This is a genomic window from Rhizobium mongolense USDA 1844 (assembly GCF_000419765.1).
GTDB classification, from domain to species: Bacteria; Pseudomonadota; Alphaproteobacteria; order Rhizobiales; family Rhizobiaceae; genus Rhizobium; species Rhizobium mongolense.
The window spans coordinates 72,139-94,264 of the sequence record NZ_ATTQ01000001.1 but is presented as its reverse complement, the minus strand read 5'-3'; the positions used below and the strand labels follow the sequence as shown (position 1 = coordinate 94,264).

The following is a 22,126-nucleotide window of genomic DNA, read 5'->3' as shown; positions in this document are numbered from 1 at the left end:
TCAATGAAGGTTGGGCTGGGCGCCTTGGCCCTTTTCGTCGATGAGATAGCCGCGCTGAAAGCGGTCGAGGCGGAAGGCCATCGCCGTCTCCTGCGGGACGCCGCGGGCGAGAAGATGGGCAAAGCAAAAGCCCGACGCCGGAGTGGCCTTGAAACCGCCATAACACCAGCCGGCATTCAGGTAGAGATTGTCGATATGGGTCCGGTCGATGATCGGCGAACCGTCCATCGACATGTCCATGATGCCACCCCAGGAGCGCAGCACCCGGACGCGCGACAGCGCCGGGATCATCGCCTTTCCGGCTTCCGCCACATGTTCGACCGTCGCCAGATTGCCGCGCTGGGCATAGGAATTATAGCCGTCTATGTCGCCGCCGAAGACGAGGCCGCCCTTGTCGGATTGCGAAACGTAGAAGTGCCCGGCGCCGAAGGTGACCACTCCGTCGATGAAAGGCTTCAGGCCTTCCGAGACGAAGGCCTGGAGCACATGGCTTTCGAGCGGCAGTCTCAGGCCAGCCATTCGGGCGACCTGCGAGGAATTGCCGGCTGCTGCGAGCGCCAGCTTGCCGCAGCTAATGAAGCCCCGACTGGTTTCGACGCCGGTGACCTGCCCGTTGCTTAAACGGATGCCGGTCACCTCGCAGCCTTGGATGATGTCGACGCCGCGCTGATCGGCTCCGCGCGCATAGCCCCAGGCGACCGCGTCATGGCGAACGGTGCCGCCGCGCTTCTGCAGCAGGCCGCCCTGGATCGGGAAACGGGCATTGTCGTAGTCGAGAAAGGGCAGCATCTTCTCGACCGAAGCGCGGTCGAGAAGCTCGGCGTCGACGCCGTGCAGCCGCATGGCGTTGCCGCGGCGGGTATAGGCGTCGCGCTGCCCGTCCGAGTGGAAGAGATTGAGCACGCCGCGCTGCGACACCATGGCGTTGAAGTTGAAATCGCGCTCGAGCCCCTCCCACAGCTTCATGGAAAGCTCGTAGAACGGATTGTTGCCCGCCAGCAGGTAGTTGGAGCGGATGATCGTCGTATTACGGCCGACATTGCCGGAACCGACATAGTTCTTCTCCAGCACCGCCACATTGGTGATGCCGAATTCCTTGGCGAGGTAGTAGGCCGTCGCAAGGCCGTGTCCGCCACCGCCGACAATGATCACGTCGTAATGCGGCTTGGGCTCGGGCTGCCGCCAGGCGGGCGCCCAGTTCCTGTTTCCAAAAAGCCCGTTTAAGAAGATGGACAGTGCCGAGTAGCGCATCGATGCTGCTTTCCAAGAAAGACCTGTTGCCGGTCTCATACCATGGGAAAGTGATCCGGTGTTGCATTCATGGGACATTATGATGTAAATTTAGGACATGAACGCTGGCGACCAGAAGAACCTTCAGCGGATCGGCTTCGTCCTCGTGACGAATTTCGCGCTGATGTCCTACGCCTCGGCGACCGAGCCGTTGCGGGCGGCAAACCTGATTGCCGGGAGTGCTCTTTACGAAGCGATCCCGTTATCGGCAGATGGTCTTCCGGTTTGCAGTTCGTCCGGCCTGACGATCAATTGCAACAGCCTTTCCGAGGCCGGGGGCACCTGTCATACGATCTATGTCTGTGCCGGCGGCGATCCGCAAGACTGGTACGCAACTGCCTCCCTGCATGCGCCGCTGAGGAAGTTCGCGCGAAACGGCCTGCGGATCGGCGGCATATCGAGCGGCTCCTACGTGCTGGCATCGGCGGGCCTGCTCGACAACAGCGACTTTACGATCCACTGGGAACATGCCCCGGTTCTGAAAGAGGCATTCCCGCATCTTTCCCCGCGCCAGGCGCGGTTCGTCATCGATGGTGCACGCGTCACCTGTGGCGGAGGGGTGGCGCCGCTCGACATGATGCACGCCGTGATTTCCGAGCGGATGGGCGCCGATTTTGCCCGCCGGGTGAGCGATTGGTACCTGCATACTGCCGTTGCCGAGCCGAGCGATCCGCAGCGGGCATCGGCCGCCAAGCGCTTCGGGACCAATCACCCGGCGCTTCTAACCGTGTTGGAGAAGATGGAGACTGCGATCGAAAATCCGCTCAGCCGTGCCGAGATGGCGAGACTGGCCGGTATCAGCGCGCGCCATCTCGATCGCCTCTTTCTCAAGCATCGCGGCATGACCTTCCTCGACACTTACCGGCAGATGCGCCTACGGCACAGCCGCCGGCTGCTGGAGCAAAGCCCGCTGTCGATTTCGGAGATCGCCTTTGCCACCGGCTTTTCGAGTCCCGGCCATTTCTCCAGATCCTTCAAAGCGACGTTCGGTGAAAACCCGACGGATGCGCGGCGCTAAGATAACAGGAGACTGGTTCGCGCATATTGCGGTCAGTCCCAAGCTGTCGGCTGCGAATTGTCTGACACCCACCCGAGCGCGTTTTTCTCTGAAGTCCGGCCTGTTCTGGAACGCATCCAAACACAGGCCTCTCGCATGCCCATTGAGAACGGGCGTGGGTTTTTCCTTTGAGTCGTGAAAGATTTCCTGAGAAGATAAATTTTGCTTTCTCCGGAGACATCATGCCTTCCAAGACACAGATCGAAAATGCCGTGGCGCTGGATCAGAATCCGCACGCGGTTCGCGAACCGCGCCTCAACAATCTCGAGATGGCGATCGGACACGAGGTCCGCAATTTCCGCAAGAAGCTCGGCATCACCGTCACCGACCTGTCTGCGGCGACTGGCATCTCGCTCGGTATGCTGTCGAAGATCGAGAACGGCAATATTTCGCCGTCTCTGACGACACTGCAAACGCTCTCCAGGGCGCTCGGCGTTCCGATGACCGCCTTCTTTCGCCGCTTCGAGGAGCCACGGAATGCAACCTTCGTCAAGGCGGGTGAAGGGGTGAATATCGAGCGCCGCGGCACGCGCGCCGGACATCAATACAGCCTGCTCGGCCATATAGACAATAATACCAGCGGCGTCACGGTCGAGCCTTATCTGATCACCCTGACTGCCGAATCCGACGTCTTTCCCACCTTCCAGCACGACGGAATGGAGTTTCTCTATCTTTTGGAAGGGGAGGTGGTCTACCGCCATTCTGATGCCCTCTACCGGATGCAACCCGGCGACAGCCTGTTCTTCGACGCGGATGCGCCACATGGGCCGGAGGAACTCGTCAAGCTCCCCTGCCGCTATCTTTCGATCATTTCCTATCCGCAGCAGAAGGCCGTCAGCGATTAGTGTATTGCCTTAAAAGAAAAAATTATTCTTCATAGTTGATTATCGCCAACCCCTCTGGTAGCACTCGTTCAGACACGAACGGAGGTTGCCAGGTCATGTGCGGCATTGTTGGACTGTTTCTCAAAGACCGGAGCCTCGAGCCCCAGCTGGGGCAGCTGCTCTCGGAAATGTTGATCACCATGACGGATCGTGGTCCGGACTCTGCCGGAATCGCAATCTACGGATCGGCTGCCGAGGGAAAAGCGAAGGTGACGATCCAGTCGGCCAAGCCGGAGGCGGATTTCGCCGGACTCGAAAATGATTTGGCAGAAGCCGGAATACCGGCGAAGGTCAGCATCAAGAGCACCCATGCCGTCATTGCGATCGCTGCGGACAAACTTCCGGCGATCCGGCCGCTTCTAACCGCGCTTCGGCCCGATGTGCGTGTCATGGGCTCCGGCGACAGCGTCGAGATATATAAGGAAACCGGCCTGCCGAAGGATGTCGTCGCCCGTTTCAGCGTCCGCTCCATGGGCGGCTCGCACGGCATTGGCCATACCCGCATGGCGACGGAATCGGCTGTCACGACGCTCGGTGCACACCCGTTTTCGACCGGTTCCGATCAATGCCTGGTGCACAACGGTTCGCTGTCGAACCACAACAACCTGCGCCGCGAGCTGGTGCGGGAGGGCATGACCTTCGAAACCCAGAACGACTCGGAAGTTGCAGCGGCCTACCTCACCTCCGAAATGGCCAAGGGCAAGGATCTCGGGCAGGCGCTGACTGGTGCGCTCGACGACCTCGACGGCTTCTTCACCTTCGTGGTTGGCACCAAATCCGGCTTCGGCGTCGTGCGCGATCCGATTGCCTGCAAGCCGGCTGTCATGGCCGAAACGGACCAGTACGTCGCTTTCGGTTCCGAATACCGGGCGCTCGTCAACCTGCCGGGCATCGAAACGGCGCGCGTCTGGGAGCCTGAGCCTGCAACCGTCTATTTCTGGGATCACCAGAAAGCCGCCTGAGCGGCACCTCCTGCGCATTCTCCAAGGGTTATTGAAAACATGCCTGTCATTGATCTCGCCGTCACCCCTTTGCGTGAACTCAACAGCGCCCTGCACAGCATCCAGCAGGGCTCGAACGATCTTTCCTTCGAGGTCGTCAATCCGCGCGGCAGCCATTCGGTTGCCGTTGGCATCGATACGCCTGTCGCGGTCGATGTGAAGGGGTCCGTCGGCTATTACTGCGCCGGGATGAACGACGGCGGAGCCGTTACCGTTCATGGTTCTGCAGGCCCGGGCGTGGCGGAAAACATGATGTCGGGCACAGTCGTGATCGAAGGCGACGCTTCCCAGTATGCGGGTGCAACGGGCCGTGGCGGTCTGCTGGTCATCAAGGGCAATGCAGCGTCGCGCTGCGGCATCTCGATGAAAGGCATCGACATTGTCGTTCATGGCAATATCGGCCACATGTCCGCCTTCATGGGCCAATCCGGTCATCTGGTGGTGCTCGGCGATGCCGGCGATGCGCTGGGCGATTCGCTTTACGAGGCGAAGCTTTTCGTGCGCGGCTCGGTCAAGAGCCTGGGTGCCGACTGCATCGAAAAGGAGCTGCGTCCCGAGCATCTGACGAAGCTGGCCGAACTCCTCGAAAAGGCGGGCGTGACCGGAGTGAGGCCCGAGGAATTCAAGCGTTACGGCTCGGCCCGCAATCTTTACAATTTCAATATCGACAACGCCGACGCGTATTAAGGCGAGGGACCATCATGAGCTATCACAACCCCTATACCCCGCCGCGCAAGTCTGCGACCTTCGACGATTATACGCTGGCGGAAATCCGCCGCGCTGCGGCGACCGGCATCTACGATATTCGTGGCGCAGGCACCAAACGCAAGGTTCCACATTTCGATGACCTGCTGTTTCTCGGCGCGTCGATCTCGCGCTATCCGCTCGAAGGTTACCGCGAGAAGTGCGACACATCGGTCGTCCTTGGCACGCGCTTCGCCAAGAAGCCCATTCACCTGAAGACGCCGATCACCATTGCCGGCATGAGCTTCGGCGCCCTGTCCGGCAATGCCAAGGAAGCGCTCGGACGCGGTGCGACGATTGCCGGGACCTCCACCACCACCGGAGACGGCGGGATGACCGATGAGGAGCGCGGCCATTCACAGATACTGGTCTACCAGTATCTGCCGTCGCGTTACGGCATGAATCCCAAGGATCTGCGACGTGCCGATGCCATCGAGGTGGTCGTCGGCCAAGGCGCAAAGCCCGGCGGCGGCGGCATGCTGCTTGGCCAGAAGATCTCCGATCGCGTCGCCAACATGCGCAACCTTCCCAAGGGCATAGACCAGCGTTCGGCGTGCCGCCACCCGGACTGGACCGGCCCGGACGACCTTGAGATCAAGATCATGGAACTGCGCGAGATCACCGATTGGGAAAAGCCCATCTACGTGAAGGTCGGGGGCGCGCGTCCCTATTACGATACCGCTTTGGCGGTGAAGGCTGGCGCGGATGTCGTTGTCCTCGACGGCATGCAGGGTGGCACTGCGGCCACGCAGGACGTTTTCATCGAACATGTCGGCATGCCGATCCTCGCCTGTATCCGCCCCGCAGTTCAGGCCCTGCAGGATCTCGGAATGCATCGCAAGGTGCAACTGATTGTATCGGGCGGTATCCGCTCCGGTGCGGACGTCGCAAAGGCTCTGGCGCTCGGTGCCGATGCCGTTGCCATCGGTACGGCGGCGCTGGTTGCACTGGGCGATAACGACCCGAGATGGGAAGACGAATACCGAAAGCTCGGTACCACAGCGGGCGCGTATGATGACTGGCACGAAGGCAGGGATCCGGCTGGCATTACGACACAGGATCCGGAACTGGCGGCTCGCCTGGATCCGATCGCCGCCGGCCGCCGCCTCGCCAACTATCTGAAGGTCATGACGCTCGAAGCCCAGACCATCGCTCGTGCCTGCGGCAAGAACCATCTGCACAACCTGGAGCCGGAAGATCTTTGCGCGCTGACCATGGAAGCGGCTGCCATGGCGCAGATCCCGCTCGCTGGGACGAGCTGGTATCCGGGCAAGGGAGGTTTCTGAAACCGCATCGAAATAGTGAGCCGCATTTGGGAGGATGCGGCTTGTTTCCGTTGAGTGTCTGAATACAAAAAGGGGAATGACATGACACTGGATCTGTCGACATATGCCGCGGACAACGGCATCAAATATTTCATGATCAGCTTTACCGATCTGTTTGGAGGCCAGCGCGCCAAGCTCGTGCCGGCCGAAGCGATCGCAGACATGCAAAAAGACGGCGCGGGTTTTGCGGGCTTTGCCACCTGGCTCGATCTGACGCCTGCCCATCCCGATCTTTTCGCCATTCCGGACGCATCGTCGGTCATCCAGCTTCCCTGGAAAAAAGATGTGGCCTGGGTCGCAGCCGACTGCGTCATGGAAGATCAACCGGTCGAGCAGGCTCCCCGGGTTCTCCTCAAGAGACTGATTGGTGAAGCTGAAAAGGCGGGCCTGCGCGTCAAGACCGGTGTCGAGCCGGAATTCTTCCTGATCTCGCCAGATGGTTCGAAGATTTCCGACGAGTTCGATAATGCCGAAAAGCCCTGCTATGATCAGCAGGCTGTCATGCGCCGCTACGACGTCATCGCCGAGATCTGCGACTGCATGCTGAAACTGGGCTGGAAGCCCTATCAGAACGATCATGAGGATGCCAACGGCCAGTTCGAGATGAATTGGGAATATGACGATGCGCTGCAGACGGCAGACAAGCATTCCTTCTTCAAATTCATGGTGAAGTCGGTTGCCGAGAAACACGGTCTTCGCGCCACCTTCATGCCGAAGCCCTTCAAGGGCCTGACTGGCAACGGATGCCATGCCCATATCTCGGTCTGGGACCTCGAGGGTAGAAACAATGCGTTTGCCGACAAAGCGATGCCGTTTGGTCTTTCCGCCAAGGGCAAGACCTTCCTCGGAGGCATCATGAAACATGCCTCGGCGCTGGCCGCGGTGACCAATCCGACAGTCAATTCCTATAAGCGCATCAACGCGCCGCGGACGATCTCCGGTGCGACCTGGGCGCCGAACACGGTGACTTGGACCGGCAACAACCGCACCCATATGGTGCGCGTGCCGGGCCCTGGCCGCTTCGAGTTGCGGCTGCCCGACGGTGCGGTCAATCCCTATCTGCTGCAGGCCATCATCATCGCGGCGGGACTTTCTGGACTTCGCAGCAACGCCGATCCGGGGCCGCATCACGACATCGACATGTACCGCGACGGACATACTGTGACCGATGCCCCTAAACTGCCGCTCAATCTGTTGGATGCGCTTCGTGCGTACGAGAAAGACACCGAACTGCAAGCCGCCCTCGGCACGGAGTTCTCGGCGGCCTATCTGAAGCTAAAGCAGGGCGAGTGGAACACCTATTGCTCGCAGTTTACCGCCTGGGAGCATGAAACGACCCTCGACGTCTGATCTTTTCCCCGCTGCCCTTCGTGGCCTTCCTCCGCGCTGTGCACTGCTGTGTTTTTGACATCACTGCCAAGAGAGCCTGCCATGACGCAATTCATCCTGACGGTCACGTGCAAATCAACGCGCGGCATCGTGGCCGCCTTGTCCGGTTACCTGGCGGACGCCGGCTGCAACATCATCGACTCGTCGCAATTTGACGACCTCGATACCGGTCTTTTCTTCATGCGTGTCAGCTTCCTGTCTGAAGCGGGCCTCGGTCTTGCGGAGCTTACCGAAGGTCTAAAGCCGATCGCCGCAAAGTTCGGGATGGAAGCTAAGATCCACGATGGGGCGCGCCGCATGAAGGTCATGCTGATGGTCTCGCGCTTTGGCCATTGCCTCAACGATCTTCTCTATCGCTGGAAAATTGGCGCGCTGCCGATCGATATTGTCGGCGTCGTCTCCAATCATTTCGATTACCAGAAGGTGGTGGTCAATCATGATATACCGTTCCACCATATTCCGGTGACCAGGGAGAACAAGCCGCAGGCGGAAGCCAGGATCATGGACCTGGTGGAAGGAACCGGCACCGAACTCATCGTGCTCGCACGCTACATGCAGATCCTTTCTGATCGCATGTGCACCGAGATGTCGGGCAAGATCATCAATATCCACCACTCCTTCCTGCCGAGCTTCAAGGGCGCCAATCCGTACAAGCAGGCCTACGGTCGCGGCGTAAAGCTGATCGGCGCGACGGCTCATTACGTCACCGCAGACCTCGATGAAGGCCCAATCATCGAACAGGACACGGTGCGCGTCACCCATGCCCAGAGCCCTGAAGACTATGTTTCGCTGGGCCGCGACGTCGAGGCGCAGGTTCTGGCGCGCGCCATACACGCGCATATCCATCGCCGCACCTTCATCAACGGCAACCGCACCATCGTCTTTCCGCCAAGCCCGGGGAGCTACGCGTCCGAGCGCATGGGGTAAAATGCAGCGTGCGCGAATAACTGCGCCGCCAGTTGCAATCGCCCGACCCTGTCGATAAGTATTTGGTACGCCATAATATGGTGTGGTCGGTTCAATTCCGGGCGACGCCGGCGAGCATGGCATATCAAGACAGAGGCGGACAATGGCGATTGGTTTGAAAGATTCGACGATCAAAGTGGAACGGCCCGCGAAAACCCTGCGCGAACTGGCGCTGGACAAGGTTCGCGAGGCAATCGACAGCGGTCATTTCATGCCCGGCGATCGTCTGGTGGAGCGCGATCTCTGCGCCCAGCTTGGCGTCAGTCGGACGATTGTTCGCGAGGTGCTACGGCATCTTGAGTCGGAAGGCCTTGTTGCAAATCTTCCAAACAAGGGCCCGATCGTAGCCCGGCTCGATGCTGATGAAGCGCGACAAATCTATGAAATACGCGGGGCGCTAGAGGGCATGGCGGCGCGCCTGTGCGCCGAGCGTCGCGATTCTACAATCGTTGAAGCGCTCGAGGGGGCGCTGGATGATATTCGCCACTGTTACCGCAAAAAAGACATGCCGGGCGTGCTGGCCAGTACCTCGGCCTTTTACCAGGTGCTCTTCAGCAAGGTCGATCGCCACGTTGCCTGGGGTATTGTCAATCTTCTGACTGTCAGGATCAATCATCTCCGCTCGATGACGATCAAGACGGATAACCGCAACGTCGAGGGTCCCGCACAGATGGAGCGGATCATCGAGGCGATCAGGCGAGGCGATGGTGAAGGCGCCTATCGCGCTGCGATGGACCATGTAACAAGTGCGGCAGCCATCGCCGAGGCCGTGATTTCTGCCCAATCGCCGGCTGTCTGACATCTTCGTCGTTGACGTGAAGCACAGCGGTCATTGCCGGGCGCTGCTGCTTACTCACGTCGCGGAAGCAAGAGGTTTGGCGTGTTCTATTCGCTCAAATAGTACATTGCTTCCCACAAATCGGTGCGGAGCTGCACATTCGGCCAAAAATCAGGTCCATCGGCGAATACGCGCGTCAGAATGAGCGCGGTCGGAGCCGTTACCGTGTGGCGATTGTTGCAAAGTGCGTTCACGCAGTCATCGCCACTTTGTCACCTCATCAACAGCAATGGTCGTCGAGATTCTCCTTGAACGTCTCGAAATGACTGCTTGGCGGGTCTTCGTGTCCCGTCCGAAGCTCTCAGTGACAATCATGTGGAGTTCGCGAAACAAGCGGCTTGCGAGATCGGATGGAGACGCGCCGAGGAGCAAAAATTAGGCTCTGAACGAGACGGAATGGTTCGCCTCTATGGCCTCGCAAGGTGGGGGCGGGATCGAGCAAGAATTCTCTAAGTAACTGATCGGGATACAAAATCTACTGAAGAAGCGCCGCAGCCGCTTGTTCCGAATAAGGCTATTGACGAATTAATATTATGGCATACCATAACACCATATGTAGCTGAGGACGTCGCATGAGCATCCAGATTCGCAAGACGCTGTTGCAAGTTGAAACTACCTTGATCGAAGGCGAAAAAGCCGCGCCGCTGCCGCTGAAACTGTATTCGGCTTTCGCGGTGGTTAAGAACCCATGGGCAGGCAAAGGCTTTGTCGAGGACCTTAAGCCGGAAATCCATGCGGGCGCCCCTGTGCTCGGAGAATTGCTGACTCGCATGATCATCGAAGCCGTTGGTTCGGGCGAAGCCGTCGAAGGTTATGGCAAAGCCGCGGTCGTCGGTCTCGACGGTGAAATCGAACACGCTTCAGCGCTGATCCACACACTGCGTTTTGGCAATCACTACCGCAATGCCGTCGGTGCCAAGTCTTATCTTGCCTTCTGCAATACCCGTGGCCCGGCCAATGCGCCGATCATGATCCCGCTGATGGACAAGAACGACGAGGGCCGCCGTTCGCATTACCTAACCATTCAGACAGCCATTCCTGATGCCCCGGCCGCCGACGAGATCGTCGTAGCCCTGGGTGCGTCCGTTGGGGGGCGTCCGCATCATCGCATCGGCGACCGCTATCAAGACCTCAAGGATCTTGGCCACGACGTCACCAATCCTGCAGGCGTTTAAGAAAGGTCAGCTGGCGCCATGCAAACGAGACACTCCACATCGTCGGAAGAGGCATCGATGCACTTCCAGCGCCAGCACACCATCAACGGCGTCTCATACTTCGAGGCCGGTGAAGGCGAACCGTTGGTTCTGATCCATGGTGTCGGCATGCGGGTCGAGGCTTGGGCCCCGCAGATCGCGATGTTTGCAAAGACGCATCGTGTCGTCGCCGTGGACATGCCTGGACATGGAGAAAGCGCCAAGTTGCCGACTGGAAGCAAACTTGAGGACTTCGTTGCCTGGTTCGGCCGGTTTCTCGACGAGTTGAACATCGATGCCGCCAATGTTGCCGGCCACTCCATGGGAGCTCTGATCTCCGGTGGAGCTGCTGCTACCTTCGGCAGGCGGATCCGGCGGGTCGCATATCTTAACGGCGTCTATCGCCGCAATCCCGAGGCGAAAGCAGCGGTCATGTCTCGCGCAGCCGCGATCCGCGCCAACGGCGTCGACCGTGATGGCCCGCTGAAACGTTGGTTCGGCGACGATGACAATAGCCTTTCCGCGCGTGATCTCACGCGTGGCTGGCTGGGCATGGTCGATCCCGAGGGTTACGCTATCGCCTATTGCGCCTTTGCCGGTGGCGACGATACCTATGCGGAACGCTGGCGAGATGTCCGCTGCCCGGCTTTGTTCTTGACAGGCTCCGACGATCCCAATTCGACACCGGAAATGGCGACGCAGATGGCGGCGATGACCCAAAATGGCTGGGCTCGTATCGTCGACGGGCATCGGCACATGGTTAATCTCACCGCGCCTCATACCGTGAACAGGCTGCTTGCGGAATGGCTTGAACATCGAGAGGAGGAGCCGAGATGACGCCAGAGTCCATCGATCCACGCGCACTGAGAGACGCCTTCGGCGCTTTTCCGACCGGTGTAACGGTCGTGACCACCCGCGATTGCGACGACCGGCCGATCGGCTTTACAGCTAACTCATTTACGTCGGTGTCCCTCGATCCGCCTCTCCTGCTTGTCTGCTTGGCAAAGACCTCACGCAACTATGCGACGATGACGGGTGCGAAGCACTTTGCAATCAACGTCCTCTCGGAAAGTCAGAAAGATGTGTCGAACACCTTTGCGCGGCCAGTCGAGGACCGTTTCGCCGCAGTCGAATGGTCTGAAGGCAAGGCCGGCAGTCCAATATTCGCAAATGTCGCGGCGTGGTTCGAGTGCGCCATGGAAAAGATGGTGGAAGCTGGCGACCACGTTATCCTGATGGGGCGCATCACGGCCTTCGAGAATACCGGCCGCAACGGATTGGGCTATGCCCGCGGCGGTTACTTCACTCCAATCCTTGCAAGCCGGGCCGTTTCTGCCGCAGCGGAAGGCAATATTGAGCTCGGTGCCGTTCTGGAGCGCGACGGCGATGTTCTCCTTCTCGGCGATGACATGCTCTCGCTGCCGGGCTGCGACGGCAAGGAAGGCAGCCCGACCGAAATTCTGCGAGATTATCTTGAAGATCTGACCGGGCTGAAGGTTACGATCGGTTTCCTGTATTCGGTCTATGAAGACAAGAGCGAGGGAAAGCAGCACATAGTCTACCGTGCCTTTGCATCGGAAGGCGATCCGGCCGCTGGACGATTCCTGAAGCCCAAAACACTCACTGCCGAGCAATTCAAGACAAGTTCGACGGCCGATATCATCGCGCGTTTTGCACTGGAGAGTTCGATCGGCAATTTCGGGGTTTATTTCGGGGATGAGTCTGTTGGTACGGTCCGCCCGGTTGCAGCGAAGGTGGCACAAGCATGAAGTTTTCTCTCTTCGTCCACATGGAACGCCTCGACGCAAGCCAGAGTCACAAAGGCCTGTATGACGAGTTCGTGGCTCTCTGCGAGATCGCTGACAAGGGTGGCATGCATGCGATTTGGACGGGCGAGCATCACGGCATGGATTTCACCATCGCGCCTAATCCCTTCGTGACCATCGCTGACCTGGCGCGTCGGACGTCGCGAGTGAGATTAGGCACAGGAACGGTGATCGCACCCTTCTGGCATCCGCTCAAGCTTGCCGGCGAGGCAGCCATGACCGACATCATCTGCGACGGCAGGCTCGATATCGGGATTGCCCGTGGCGCTTATTCGTTCGAATACGAGCGTCTGCTTCCCGGTCTGGATGCCTGGGCCGCCGGCCAGCGCATGCGCGAGCTCATTCCGGCTGTGAAAGGTATTTGGAAGGGTGACTACGCCCACGACGGCGAGTTCTACAAGTTTCCGTCAACCACGTCGGCGCCGAAACCGCTGCAGCAACCGAATCCGCCGATCTGGGTCGCGGCGCGCGATCCGAATTCCCACGAATTCGCTGTCGCCAACGGCTGCAACGTCCAGGTCACCCCGCTTTGGCAGGGTGATGACGAAGTCCAGACACTAATGGGTCGCTTCAACGATGCCTGTGCCACGAACCCGGATATGGACCGGCCTAAGATCATGCTGCTTCGGCACACCTATGTCGGTTCCACCGAGGAGGATATCGCCCAGGCTGCCCACGAACTGAGCGTCTACTACAATTATTTCTTTGCCTGGTTCAAAAACGAAAAGCCGATCACGCAGGGCCTGATTGAACGCATTCCGGACGGAGATATTCGATCGAACGTGATGCTGTCGGACGCCGTCATGCGCACCAACAACGTTGTGGGAAGTCCACAAACCGTAATCTCGCGCCTCAAGACCTATGAGGCCATGGGTTATGACGAATATTCCTTCTGGATCGATACGGGCATGAGCTTCGAGCGCAAGAAAGCATCGCTTCAGCGCTTTATCGCCGAAGTGATGCCGGCATTTGCGGAGTGAAGCCTATGCAGCGTTTCCAGTATTATATCGATGGTCAATTCCTAGACGGTGAAGCACGCTTCCCAAGCGTTGATCCGGCCTCCGGGAAGGAATGGGCTGACTTGCCGGAAGCGCGCGAGGGTGATGTGGATCGGGCGGTCAACGCCGCTGAACAGGCACTCTATGACGGGGCCTGGTCAAAGATGACGGCCACGCAACGCGGCAAGCTCATCTACCGGCTCGCTGATCTGGTCGCAGCCAACGCACAGAAGCTGGCAGAGCTCGAGACTCGCGACACCGGAAAGATCATCCGGGAAACGTCGGCCCAGATCGCCTATGTCGCGGACTACTATCGCTATTACGCGGGCATCGCCGACAAGATTGAAGGATCCTATCTTCCCATCGACAAACCTGACATGGATGTCTGGCTTCGCCGTGAGCCGATCGGTGTCGTTGCGATGGTCGTGCCCTGGAATAGCCAGCTGTTCCTGTCTGCCGTCAAAATCGGGCCGGCTCTTGCGGCCGGCTGCACGATGGTCGTCAAGGCCTCGGAAGACGGGCCGGCGCCGCTTCTGGAATTTGCGCGCCTCATTCACGAGGCAGGCTTTCCTGCGGGCGTCGTCAATATCATCACCGGCTTTGGCGCATCCTGCGGGGCAGCACTCAGCCGCCATCCCAAGGTCGCGCATGTTGCCTTCACCGGTGGCCCCGAAACGGCGCGTCATATCGTGCGAAACTCGGCGGAGAACCTTGCCTCCACGTCGCTCGAACTGGGCGGCAAGTCACCCTTCATCGTTTTCGCCGACGCCGACCTTGGGAGTGCTGCCAATGCTCAGGTCGCAGGCATCTTTGCTGCGACCGGTCAAAGTTGTGTCGCCGGTTCGCGCCTGATTGTCGAGCGGCGGGTCAAGGAGGAGTTCCTGACCCTCTTGAAGGGCAAGGCTGAGGCGATCGTTATCGGTGCGCCGTTGGACATGGCGACCGAGGTCGGTCCGCTTGCAACACGGCGCCAGCAGGAGCACATAGCAGCGCTCGTCGACAAGTCCGTTCAAAGCGGTGCCCGCCTTGTCACCGGCGGCCACAGGCCCGGCGGTGAGGGCTATTACTTCCCGCCGACAATTCTTGACTGCGACGGCGTCAATTCCCCTTCGCTGGTCAACGAATTCTTCGGTCCGGTTCTGTCCGTCGTCTCGTTCGAAACAGAAGCCGAAGCGCTCGCGCTTGCCAACGATACGCATTACGGGCTTGCCTCTGGCGTATTCACTCAAAACCTGACGCGTGCTCATCGCCTGATGAAGGGCATTCGCGCCGGCATCGTCTGGGTCAACACCTATCGCGCCGTCTCGCCGATCGCGCCATTTGGTGGCTTCGGTCTGTCCGGGCATGGCAGGGAAGGCGGCATGGCCGCAGCGCTCGACTACACTCGGACAAAAACGATCTGGCTGAGGACCTCGGACGACCCGATCCCTGATCCTTTCGTGATGCGGTGATGGCGATGTTTTACGAGATCCGGACTTACAGACTGAAGAACGGTGCGATCCCGCAATATCTGAACGTTGTAGAAGAGGAGGGGATCGCCATTCAAAAGAGCCATCTCGGCAACCTCGTCGGTTATTTCTATTCGGAGATCGGCACCATCAACGAGATTGTCCACATCTGGGCGTTCTCGAGCCTGGACGACCGTGAGGCAAGGCGCGTGCGCCTTATGGCTGACCCTCAGTGGCAGGCCTTTCTGCCGAAAATTCGCGATCTGATCGAAGTGGCGGAAAACAAGATTATGAAGGCAACCAGTTTCTCTCCAAAAAGCGGGAACGGATTGCCGGCATAGGAATGCGCATTAGACACTCCAAAACAAGGAAAAGGGAACATGAAACACACAATTGCATTCACGGCCTTGGCGGCAATCATGGCAGTAGCCATTCCTGCAAAAGCCGAAACGCTCGTCTTCTCAAGCTGGGGAGGGACGACGCAGGACGCGCAAAAGGCAGCCTGGGCGAACTCATATACGGAAAAGACCGGACTGCAAGTGGTGCAAGATGGCCCCACTGATTACGGCAAGCTGAAGGCCATGGTCGAGGCGAACCAGGTAACCTGGGACGTCGTCGATGTCGAAGGTGACTATGCCGCGCAGGCAGGCAAGAACGGACTGCTTGAGAAGCTGGATTTCTCCGTCATCGACAAGTCCAAGCTCGATCCGCGTTTCGTAACGGATTATTCCGTCGGCAGCTTCTACTATTCCTTTGTGATCGGCTGCAATGCGGATGCGGTTGCTGCTTGCCCGAAGACCTGGGCCGATCTGTTCGACACGGCAAAATTTCCAGGCAAGCGCACCTTCTATAAATGGTCGGCGCCTGGTGTGATTGAGGCGGCGCTCCTGGCTGACGGTGTTGCCGCCGACAAGCTCTATCCGCTTGACCTCGATCGAGCATTCAAGAAGCTCGATACGATCAAGTCGGAGATTATCTGGTGGTCCGGCGGCGCCCAGTCGCAGCAGCTGCTGGCATCCGCCGAAGCACCGTTCGGAAGCCTCTGGAACGGCCGCATGACAGCCCTCGCTAAAAGCGGCGTTAACGCCGAGACCTCCTGGGAGCAGAATATTACCGCCGCGGATTCGCTTGTCGTTCCGAAAGGCGCTCCGAATCTTGAGGCGGCCATGAAATTCATCGCATTGGCAACCTCGGCAGAACCACAGGCAGCGCTTGCAAAAGCCACTGGATACGCGCCGATCAATCTGGAATCGGCCAAGTTGATGGATGCCGAGACGGCCAAGACACTGCCGGATCAGCAAACGGCCAGCCAAGTCAATGCGGACATGAGCTATTGGGCAGAAAACCGGGATGCCATCGGCGAGCGGTGGTATGCATGGCAGGCAAAATAGGTTGAAAATGCAGCGCAATGCACGGTGGCCCCATGCCCGCCGTGCTCAAAGCGCAGCGTGCTCGGTCGGCCCCGAGGATCTGCGGCGCTTGTCGGAACGTTCGGGCAGGAAGGACTGTCATGTCGACCTATAGTGATGCTTCAAGCGTGAGTGCGCCGGTGCCAAGAGCGCTCAGGCCAACAGGTTTCAGCGGGATCGTCCCGGCTCTTACCTTCGTGGCCATCTTCTTCATCGTGCCGGTGGCGGCACTGTTGCTGCGAAGTGTATTGGAACCGGCTCCCGGGTTCGGCAACTACGCTGAGCTGCTTGGATCTGCAACCTATCTCAAGATTTTCGCCAATACCTTCATCGTATCAGGGTTGGTGACCACTATTTCGCTCTCGATCGGCTTTCCCGTTGCCTGGGCGCTGGCAATCATGCCTGGAAGGCTGGCATCGGTGATTTTTGCGATCCTGCTGCTCTCGATGTGGACAAATCTGCTGGCGCGCACCTATGCCTGGATGGTGCTTTTGCAACGGACTGGTCTCATCAACAAGATGCTGATGGGCATGGGGCTCATCAATCAACCGTTGCCGCTCGTCAACAATCTGACAGGTGTGACGATCGGCATGACCTATATCATGTTGCCCTTCATCATCCTGCCGCTCTACGGCGTGATCAAGAAGATCGACCCGGCAATCCTGCAGGCGGCTGCCCTTTGCGGTGCCAGCCGGGGGCAATGTCTCACGCGCGTTCTCCTGCCGCTGGCCGTGCCGGGCATGGCTGCCGGTGCCCTCATGGTCTTCGTCATGTCGCTTGGCTATTTCGTTACCCCCTCGCTTCTCGGCGGTACGGCGAACATGATGCTGGCCGAGCTGATTGCCCAGTTCGTCCAGTCCCTGGTCAATTGGGGCATGGGGGGAGCGGCTGCCCTGGTACTCCTCGTTGTAACGCTTTCGCTCTATGTCGTTCAGCTGCGTTTCTTTGGCAGCCAGAACACCGGAGGGCGCTGACATGCTGCTTAACTTCGATCGTCTCGGCTGGTGGAAATACGCGCTTTTGACGATCACCATCCTGGCGGCTGCATTCTTGCTGCTGCCGATTTTCTTTATCGCGGCCCTTTCCTTTGGATCCTCGCAGTGGCTGATCTTTCCGCCTCCTGGCTGGACGCTGCAATGGTATCGGGAACTTCTGGCCGATCCCCGATGGCTGGAAGCGGCCTGGACGAGCTTTAAGATTGCATCGATCGTCACCGTGCTTTCCGTTCTGCTCGGCCTTGTAACGTCGTTCGGGTTGGTTCGGGGAACGTTCCTGTTCCGTGACGCGCTGAAGGCGCTTTTCCTGACGCCGATGATCCTTCCCGTCGTCGTTCTTGCCGTCTCACTCTACGCCTTCTTTCTAAGGGTGGGCCTCGGTGGAACCTTGGCGGGCTTCGTGATTTCGCATCTCGTCCTTGCTCTTCCGTTCTCCATTCTGTCCATTTCCAGCGCGCTTGAAGGTTTCGATAAGTCCATCGAGGACGCGGCGATACTTTGCGGCGCCTCGCCGCTTGAGGCGAGGATCCGCGTAACGCTGCCTGCAATCAGCCACGGGATATTTTCCGCCGCTGTCTTTTCGTTCCTGACATCCTGGGACGAGGTGGTTGTGGCGATCTTCATGGCAAGCCCAACGCTGCAGACCCTGCCGGTAAAAGTATGGGCCACGCTCAGGCAGGATCTTACGCCGGTCGTGGCTGCCGCCTCGACGCTTCTCATCCTCTTGACGATCCTCTTGATGGCGCTTGTCGCTCTCGCACGCAAGGTATTGAAATCATGAATGACGCTTTCCTTCAGATCAAAGGCATCCGCAAGGAGTACGGCCCTGTTGTCGCGGTTCACGATGTCAACCTGCATGTTCAGCGCGGTGAGTTTCTGACCTTCCTCGGACCGTCGGGGTCGGGAAAAAGCACGACGCTTTACATCCTCGCGGGGTTTGAAACTCCGACAAAAGGCGACATCACGCTTGACGGCAAGACCCTGCTGGAAACCCCTTCGCACAAGCGCAACATCGGAATGGTCTTTCAGCGCTACACGTTGTTTCCGCATCTGACCGTTGGCGAAAACATTGCCTTTCCACTGAAAGTCAGGCGCAAGTCCAAGGCCGAGGTCGACAGCAAGGTGAAGGAGATGCTGCGTCTCGTTAGACTTGAAGGATACGAGGATCGCAAGCCCGTGCAGATGTCGGGCGGCCAGCAGCAACGCGTCGCCCTCGCCAGGGCGCTTGCCTACGATCCTCCGGTTCTTCTGATGGACGAGCCGCTCTCGGCGCTGGACAAGAAGCTGCGGGAGGAAATTCAGCATGAGATACGCCGGATCCACCAGCAAACTGAAGTGACGATCCTGTACGTGACCCATGACCAGGAAGAAGCGCTGCGGCTGTCCGATCGCATTGCGGTATTCTCGAACGGCATCATCGATCAAATTGGCACTGGGCCGCAACTCTACGCCAACCCGCGTACGCGTTTTGTCGCTGAATTCATCGGCGACAGCGACTTCATTTCCTGCGACCTGTTGTCAAGTGCAGAAGGAAAGGCGACGATCTCACTGGGCGGCGCGGCCGTTTTTGACCGGATCCCGGTCCATGGCAAGGCGGTTTCCAACGGGAAAGGGACTCTCATGCTGAGGCCGGAACGCATCCGGCTATCGCGTCATGATGGCGGCAACGGTCTCAGTGCAACAGTCAGGGCCATCACCTTCCTCGGCAATAATATCCATGTGGCAACGGCTACGACCGCCGGTGAAGCCCTGTCGGTGCGACTGCCTTTTGGGCACGAGGCAATCGCCGGCCTGAGCCCTGGGGACCGGGTTCGGCTTGAATTCGACCCCGGTGCCGCGCACGTGTTCTGTTGAGGTTCGGACATGAAGCCCGACGATCGTTCGCTCTCTAAAGAGAAGTCTGGACGCGTCGTTCGACACTGATCTTTTGGTATCAAGCAATCTGAGCCTGTATCGGTCTGACCCTTCAGGGCCCAGACCAACATTTCCTCCACAGGAAGGGCTACCTCTCAAAAGAAGTGACTATGTGCCTCGCGAATTGTCTCGACGGTGGCAAGCGTGCCTGTAAGGTGGCGGCGTACGGCTTCCTGTGCCCGCGGGACGTCTCCATCTCGCACATTGTCCATTATTTCCCGGTGGGAGCACAAGATCGTGCCGGCTTTGCCGGGATCCATCAAGTTGAGCTTACGAAGCCGATCAATATGCCCGGATCGCGACTGGACCAGCACCCAGAGATCTGCAACGCCCGCACCTTCGAACATGGTTTGGTGGAACTGGCGATCGAGAAGCGCGAAGCGTTCTAGGTCATGATCCACGTTGAGCGCCGTTTCTTGAAGGGCCACCAGACGATCGGCTTGTTTGATGACGGTTTCGGGCTGGGTTTCCGTCAGAGACCGAATGACTTCCAATTCAAGAGAGAGCCGCAGGAACTGCGTCTCGCGCGCCTGGCGCAAATCGATGCGCGTGACTTCCGTGCGGGACTGCGGATAAACCACAACGAGGCCCTCCGCCTCTAGCATTTGCAGAGCGTCACGCACCGGTGTCTGGCTGACGCGGTAGGCCAAGGCGATCTCGCTGCGCGACAGATGCATGCCCGGGGGCAGATCGAGCGAGATGATGCGACCGCGCAGCACGTCGTAGAGCTGGCGCGATGTCGAGGTGCGTTTGAGCGCAATTGTCGGGGAAAGATCGTTCAGAGCGTCCATGAAACCTCACTTTGACGCGCATTATAGCCGGTAAGAGTCCTGATCTCAAACTAATATATTAACATAGTTGACCAACTGATATTTTAGTGTTTCACTCTGCCGGTGCTGGGAGGCACGTTTCGTACGTTTGGGAACTTACAGTGGGAGGATAGGATGTTGAGACTTTTGGGTGCTGCCGCGATCGCAGCTCTTTTCGCGACCACGCTTCCGGCTTCGGCTCAGGAAAAGACCGCGATCTCCATTACACGGCAGCCGGGGATTCTGTATCTTGCGAGCCACGTCATGGAAACGCAAAAGCTCATTGAGAAACAGGCTGCGAAGGAGGGGCTGGACGGCCTCACGATCGAATGGCGAACCTTCAGCGGCGGTGGAGCGCAGACCGATGCATTGCTCGCAGGCAATGTCGACATCGTCAACACGGGGTCGGGTAATCTTCTTCTGCTTTGGGATCGTACAAAGGGCCGCGTAAAAGGCATCATTCCGAGTTCCGCGCAGCCGGTCATCATGGTCTCCAATGATCCCAAGATCAAATCACTCGATGATATCGGCCCGAGCGACAAGATCGCCGTTCCGACCGTCGGCGTCTCGACGCAGGCGATTCTGCTGCAGATGGCCGCCGCCGCAAAGTATGGCGAAGACCAGGTCCGCAAGCTCGACAGCAATACCGTACAGCTTGGCCATCCGGACGCGGTCGCGGCCATCGCCAATCCCAATCACGAAGTCAAGAACCATTTCTCAGCACCGCCCTTCCAGTACATCGAGCTAAAACAGAAGGGCGTGCATCGCGTCACGGACTCGCGCGAAATCATCGGAGGTTCCCTCACTCAGGCGACGTTCTTCACGACGACCGGGTTTGCTGAAAGCAATCCCGTCATCATCAAGGCCGTGCGTGAGGCAACCAAGCAAGCAGTGGCCTACATCAAGAACGATCCAAAGGGCGCCCTCGAAGCCTACAAGACCATCACCGGAGACAAGACGTCGATCGACGATCTCATGGCGATCATGAACGAGCCGGGTTTCATCGACGACTACCGGACCGAGCCGCAGGGGACGATGAAGTTCGCAACGCATTTGAACAAGATCGGGACGCTGAAGATGCAGCCAAAAGCATGGACCGACTACTACTTGCCTGAATCCGCCGACCTCAACGGCAACTGAGCAGCATCTATCCGGCAGAAGGCAGGCAGCTTTTTGCCGGATAAGCCCGCCCCCTTTTCATGTGAGGACGTCGTCAATGTTCCAGTCCGCAGCAGCTGTTTCACCGGCGCATCAGGCTATTGCGCAAGCGGCTGAACCACTCTTGAGTGTCGAGAAAGTTACGCTGCGCTACAAGACGCCGAACCTCCTGGTCACCGCCACCGAACAAGTCTCCTTCAGCGTCAGGAAATCAGACCGGTTCGTGCTTCTAGGTCCATCGGGCTGCGGTAAGTCGACGCTGCTGAAAGCCGTAGGCGGATACATGAAGCCCGTCAGCGGTTCCATCCGCATCAACGGCCGGACGGTGACGAAACCGGGTCCGGACCGCATGATGGTGTTTCAGGAATTCGATCAGCTGATGCCCTGGAAGACCGTTTTGGAAAACGTGATGTTTCCGCTGCTGGTTGCCCGCAAGCTGCTGCCAAAGGAAGCGGAGGAAATCGCCCGCGCCTATATCGACAAGGTAAAGCTGACGCGCGCCGTCGACAGTTTTCCCCATACCCTATCTGGCGGGATGAAGCAGCGTGTCGCCATTGCGCGCGGCATGGCGATGCAACCCGACATCCTTTTGATGGATGAACCTTTCGCGGCGCTCGACGCGCTGACGCGCCGCCAGATGCAGGACGAACTGCTTCAGCTTTGGGATGATACGAAGTTTACCGTCATCTTCGTCACTCATTCGATCGCTGAAGCGATCAAGATCTCCAACCGTATTCTGCTTCTGTCACCCCACCCGGGGCGCGTCAAAGCGGAAGTCGTGGATGTCGACAAAGCCTCGAACGAGGACGGGACCGCAGCTGCACTCGAGCGGGATATCCACGATCTTCTGTTCTCTGAACCAGGCCATCGGGAGTAAGCCAT

The 22,126-nt window shown here is 58.7% G+C and carries 22 protein-coding genes; 20 read left to right on the top strand and 2 right to left on the bottom strand.

Annotated features, from left to right (window positions below; translation table 11 throughout):
* Complete coding sequence (locus tag A3C3_RS0100550; RefSeq protein WP_022712673.1) at positions 1-1,251, bottom strand: sarcosine oxidase subunit beta family protein; 1,251 nt, start codon at positions 1,249-1,251, stop codon at positions 1-3.
* Positions 1,252-1,348: 97 nt separating this feature from the next.
* Between A3C3_RS0100550 and A3C3_RS0100545 the strand changes: the two genes are divergently transcribed.
* The 18 genes from A3C3_RS0100545 to A3C3_RS0100455 all read left to right on the top strand — a co-directional run bounded on the left by A3C3_RS0100545 (position 1,349) and on the right by A3C3_RS0100455 (position 19,217).
* Positions 1,349-2,308, top strand: a complete 960-nt coding sequence (locus A3C3_RS0100545; RefSeq protein ID WP_022712672.1) for a GlxA family transcriptional regulator — start codon at positions 1,349-1,351, stop codon at positions 2,306-2,308.
* A gap of 221 nt (positions 2,309-2,529) precedes the next feature.
* Positions 2,530-3,192 carry a helix-turn-helix domain-containing protein gene (locus A3C3_RS0100540; protein ID WP_022712671.1) on the top strand — a complete coding sequence of 221 codons (663 nt, stop codon included), beginning with the start codon at positions 2,530-2,532 and terminating at the stop codon, positions 3,190-3,192.
* A 95-nt stretch (positions 3,193-3,287) separates the two neighbouring features.
* Positions 3,288-4,193: a class II glutamine amidotransferase gene (locus A3C3_RS0100535; RefSeq protein ID WP_022712670.1), complete on the top strand. Its 906-nt coding sequence runs from the start codon at positions 3,288-3,290 to the stop codon at positions 4,191-4,193.
* A gap of 39 nt (positions 4,194-4,232) precedes the next feature.
* Positions 4,233-4,919 (top strand): GltB/FmdC/FwdC-like GXGXG domain-containing protein, encoded by a 687-nt coding sequence (locus A3C3_RS0100530; protein WP_022712669.1) that lies wholly within the window; start codon positions 4,233-4,235, stop codon positions 4,917-4,919.
* Positions 4,920-4,933: 14 nt separating this feature from the next.
* Entirely contained in the window at positions 4,934-6,262 is a 1,329-nt protein-coding gene (locus tag A3C3_RS0100525) for an FMN-binding glutamate synthase family protein (protein WP_022712668.1), read from the top strand.
* An 81-nt stretch (positions 6,263-6,343) separates the two neighbouring features.
* Positions 6,344-7,651: a type III glutamate--ammonia ligase gene (gene glnT, locus A3C3_RS0100520; RefSeq protein ID WP_028739268.1), complete on the top strand. Its 1,308-nt coding sequence runs from the start codon at positions 6,344-6,346 to the stop codon at positions 7,649-7,651.
* A gap of 81 nt (positions 7,652-7,732) precedes the next feature.
* Entirely contained in the window at positions 7,733-8,617 is an 885-nt protein-coding gene (gene purU / locus A3C3_RS0100515; RefSeq protein ID WP_022712666.1) for a formyltetrahydrofolate deformylase, read from the top strand.
* A 142-nt stretch (positions 8,618-8,759) separates the two neighbouring features.
* Complete coding sequence (locus A3C3_RS0100510; RefSeq protein WP_022712665.1) at positions 8,760-9,455, top strand: GntR family transcriptional regulator; 696 nt, start codon at positions 8,760-8,762, stop codon at positions 9,453-9,455.
* A 611-nt stretch (positions 9,456-10,066) separates the two neighbouring features.
* Positions 10,067-10,669, top strand: a complete 603-nt coding sequence (locus A3C3_RS0100500; protein ID WP_022712664.1) for an amino acid synthesis family protein — start codon at positions 10,067-10,069, stop codon at positions 10,667-10,669.
* A 57-nt stretch (positions 10,670-10,726) separates the two neighbouring features.
* Positions 10,727-11,524 (top strand): alpha/beta fold hydrolase, encoded by a 798-nt coding sequence (locus tag A3C3_RS0100495; RefSeq protein ID WP_022712663.1) that lies wholly within the window; start codon positions 10,727-10,729, stop codon positions 11,522-11,524.
* The gene (locus tag A3C3_RS0100490; protein ID WP_022712662.1) at positions 11,521-12,456 is read left to right on the top strand and encodes a flavin reductase family protein; all 936 of its coding nucleotides are present in this window, start codon (positions 11,521-11,523) and stop codon (positions 12,454-12,456) included. The genes A3C3_RS0100495 and A3C3_RS0100490 overlap by 4 nt, the downstream gene beginning before the upstream one ends.
* Positions 12,453-13,493 carry an LLM class flavin-dependent oxidoreductase gene (locus tag A3C3_RS0100485; RefSeq protein ID WP_022712661.1) on the top strand — a complete coding sequence of 347 codons (1,041 nt, stop codon included), beginning with the start codon at positions 12,453-12,455 and terminating at the stop codon, positions 13,491-13,493. The genes A3C3_RS0100490 and A3C3_RS0100485 overlap by 4 nt, the downstream gene beginning before the upstream one ends.
* A gap of 5 nt (positions 13,494-13,498) precedes the next feature.
* Complete coding sequence (locus tag A3C3_RS0100480; RefSeq protein ID WP_022712660.1) at positions 13,499-14,962, top strand: aldehyde dehydrogenase; 1,464 nt, start codon at positions 13,499-13,501, stop codon at positions 14,960-14,962.
* 5 nt (positions 14,963-14,967) lie between these two features.
* Positions 14,968-15,300, top strand: coding sequence for an NIPSNAP family protein (locus tag A3C3_RS0100475; protein WP_028739266.1), 333 nt, complete (start codon positions 14,968-14,970; stop codon positions 15,298-15,300).
* Between the two features lie 39 nt (positions 15,301-15,339).
* The gene (locus A3C3_RS0100470) at positions 15,340-16,350 is read left to right on the top strand and encodes a polyamine ABC transporter substrate-binding protein (RefSeq protein ID WP_022712658.1); all 1,011 of its coding nucleotides are present in this window, start codon (positions 15,340-15,342) and stop codon (positions 16,348-16,350) included.
* Between the two features lie 119 nt (positions 16,351-16,469).
* Positions 16,470-17,342 (top strand): ABC transporter permease, encoded by an 873-nt coding sequence (locus tag A3C3_RS0100465; protein WP_022712657.1) that lies wholly within the window; start codon positions 16,470-16,472, stop codon positions 17,340-17,342.
* A gap of 1 nt (position 17,343) precedes the next feature.
* Positions 17,344-18,144 (top strand): ABC transporter permease, encoded by an 801-nt coding sequence (locus tag A3C3_RS0100460; protein ID WP_022712656.1) that lies wholly within the window; start codon positions 17,344-17,346, stop codon positions 18,142-18,144.
* On the top strand, positions 18,141-19,217 hold the full coding sequence (locus A3C3_RS0100455; RefSeq protein WP_022712655.1) for an ABC transporter ATP-binding protein: 1,077 nt from the start codon (positions 18,141-18,143) through the stop codon (positions 19,215-19,217). The genes A3C3_RS0100460 and A3C3_RS0100455 overlap by 4 nt, the downstream gene beginning before the upstream one ends.
* Before the next feature lie 155 nt (positions 19,218-19,372).
* Here the strand turns inward: A3C3_RS0100455 and A3C3_RS0100450 are convergent, their stop codons facing one another.
* The gene (locus tag A3C3_RS0100450; RefSeq protein ID WP_022712654.1) at positions 19,373-20,068 is read right to left on the bottom strand and encodes a GntR family transcriptional regulator; all 696 of its coding nucleotides are present in this window, start codon (positions 20,066-20,068) and stop codon (positions 19,373-19,375) included.
* 153 nt (positions 20,069-20,221) lie between these two features.
* On the opposite strand from A3C3_RS0100450, the gene A3C3_RS0100445 reads away from it, so the two are divergent.
* Positions 20,222-21,226, top strand: coding sequence for an ABC transporter substrate-binding protein (locus A3C3_RS0100445; RefSeq protein WP_022712653.1), 1,005 nt, complete (start codon positions 20,222-20,224; stop codon positions 21,224-21,226).
* Positions 21,227-21,302: 76 nt separating this feature from the next.
* Positions 21,303-22,121 carry an ABC transporter ATP-binding protein gene (locus A3C3_RS0100440; protein WP_022712652.1) on the top strand — a complete coding sequence of 273 codons (819 nt, stop codon included), beginning with the start codon at positions 21,303-21,305 and terminating at the stop codon, positions 22,119-22,121.
* Positions 22,122-22,126: the final 5 nt, after the last annotated feature.

What these genes read in the sequence shown, in the direction of transcription:
- A3C3_RS0100550 (WP_022712673.1), bottom strand. Translation starts at nt 1,251, where the DNA reads ATGCGCTACTCGGCACTGTCCATCTTCTTAAACGGGCTTTTTGGAAAC.
- A3C3_RS0100545 (WP_022712672.1), top strand. Translation starts at nt 1,349, where the DNA reads ATGAACGCTGGCGACCAGAAGAACCTTCAGCGGATCGGCTTCGTCCTC.
- A3C3_RS0100540 (WP_022712671.1), top strand. Translation starts at nt 2,530, where the DNA reads ATGCCTTCCAAGACACAGATCGAAAATGCCGTGGCGCTGGATCAGAAT.
- A3C3_RS0100535 (WP_022712670.1), top strand. Translation starts at nt 3,288, where the DNA reads ATGTGCGGCATTGTTGGACTGTTTCTCAAAGACCGGAGCCTCGAGCCC.
- A3C3_RS0100530 (WP_022712669.1), top strand. Translation starts at nt 4,233, where the DNA reads ATGCCTGTCATTGATCTCGCCGTCACCCCTTTGCGTGAACTCAACAGC.
- A3C3_RS0100525 (WP_022712668.1), top strand. Translation starts at nt 4,934, where the DNA reads ATGAGCTATCACAACCCCTATACCCCGCCGCGCAAGTCTGCGACCTTC.
- glnT (WP_028739268.1), top strand. Translation starts at nt 6,344, where the DNA reads ATGACACTGGATCTGTCGACATATGCCGCGGACAACGGCATCAAATAT.
- purU (WP_022712666.1), top strand. Translation starts at nt 7,733, where the DNA reads ATGACGCAATTCATCCTGACGGTCACGTGCAAATCAACGCGCGGCATC.
- A3C3_RS0100510 (WP_022712665.1), top strand. Translation starts at nt 8,760, where the DNA reads ATGGCGATTGGTTTGAAAGATTCGACGATCAAAGTGGAACGGCCCGCG.
- A3C3_RS0100500 (WP_022712664.1), top strand. Translation starts at nt 10,067, where the DNA reads ATGAGCATCCAGATTCGCAAGACGCTGTTGCAAGTTGAAACTACCTTG.
- A3C3_RS0100495 (WP_022712663.1), top strand. Translation starts at nt 10,727, where the DNA reads ATGCACTTCCAGCGCCAGCACACCATCAACGGCGTCTCATACTTCGAG.
- A3C3_RS0100490 (WP_022712662.1), top strand. Translation starts at nt 11,521, where the DNA reads ATGACGCCAGAGTCCATCGATCCACGCGCACTGAGAGACGCCTTCGGC.
- A3C3_RS0100485 (WP_022712661.1), top strand. Translation starts at nt 12,453, where the DNA reads ATGAAGTTTTCTCTCTTCGTCCACATGGAACGCCTCGACGCAAGCCAG.
- A3C3_RS0100480 (WP_022712660.1), top strand. Translation starts at nt 13,499, where the DNA reads ATGCAGCGTTTCCAGTATTATATCGATGGTCAATTCCTAGACGGTGAA.
- A3C3_RS0100475 (WP_028739266.1), top strand. Translation starts at nt 14,968, where the DNA reads ATGTTTTACGAGATCCGGACTTACAGACTGAAGAACGGTGCGATCCCG.
- A3C3_RS0100470 (WP_022712658.1), top strand. Translation starts at nt 15,340, where the DNA reads ATGAAACACACAATTGCATTCACGGCCTTGGCGGCAATCATGGCAGTA.
- A3C3_RS0100465 (WP_022712657.1), top strand. Translation starts at nt 16,470, where the DNA reads ATGTCGACCTATAGTGATGCTTCAAGCGTGAGTGCGCCGGTGCCAAGA.
- A3C3_RS0100460 (WP_022712656.1), top strand. Translation starts at nt 17,344, where the DNA reads ATGCTGCTTAACTTCGATCGTCTCGGCTGGTGGAAATACGCGCTTTTG.
- A3C3_RS0100455 (WP_022712655.1), top strand. Translation starts at nt 18,141, where the DNA reads ATGAATGACGCTTTCCTTCAGATCAAAGGCATCCGCAAGGAGTACGGC.
- A3C3_RS0100450 (WP_022712654.1), bottom strand. Translation starts at nt 20,068, where the DNA reads ATGGACGCTCTGAACGATCTTTCCCCGACAATTGCGCTCAAACGCACC.
- A3C3_RS0100445 (WP_022712653.1), top strand. Translation starts at nt 20,222, where the DNA reads ATGTTGAGACTTTTGGGTGCTGCCGCGATCGCAGCTCTTTTCGCGACC.
- A3C3_RS0100440 (WP_022712652.1), top strand. Translation starts at nt 21,303, where the DNA reads ATGTTCCAGTCCGCAGCAGCTGTTTCACCGGCGCATCAGGCTATTGCG.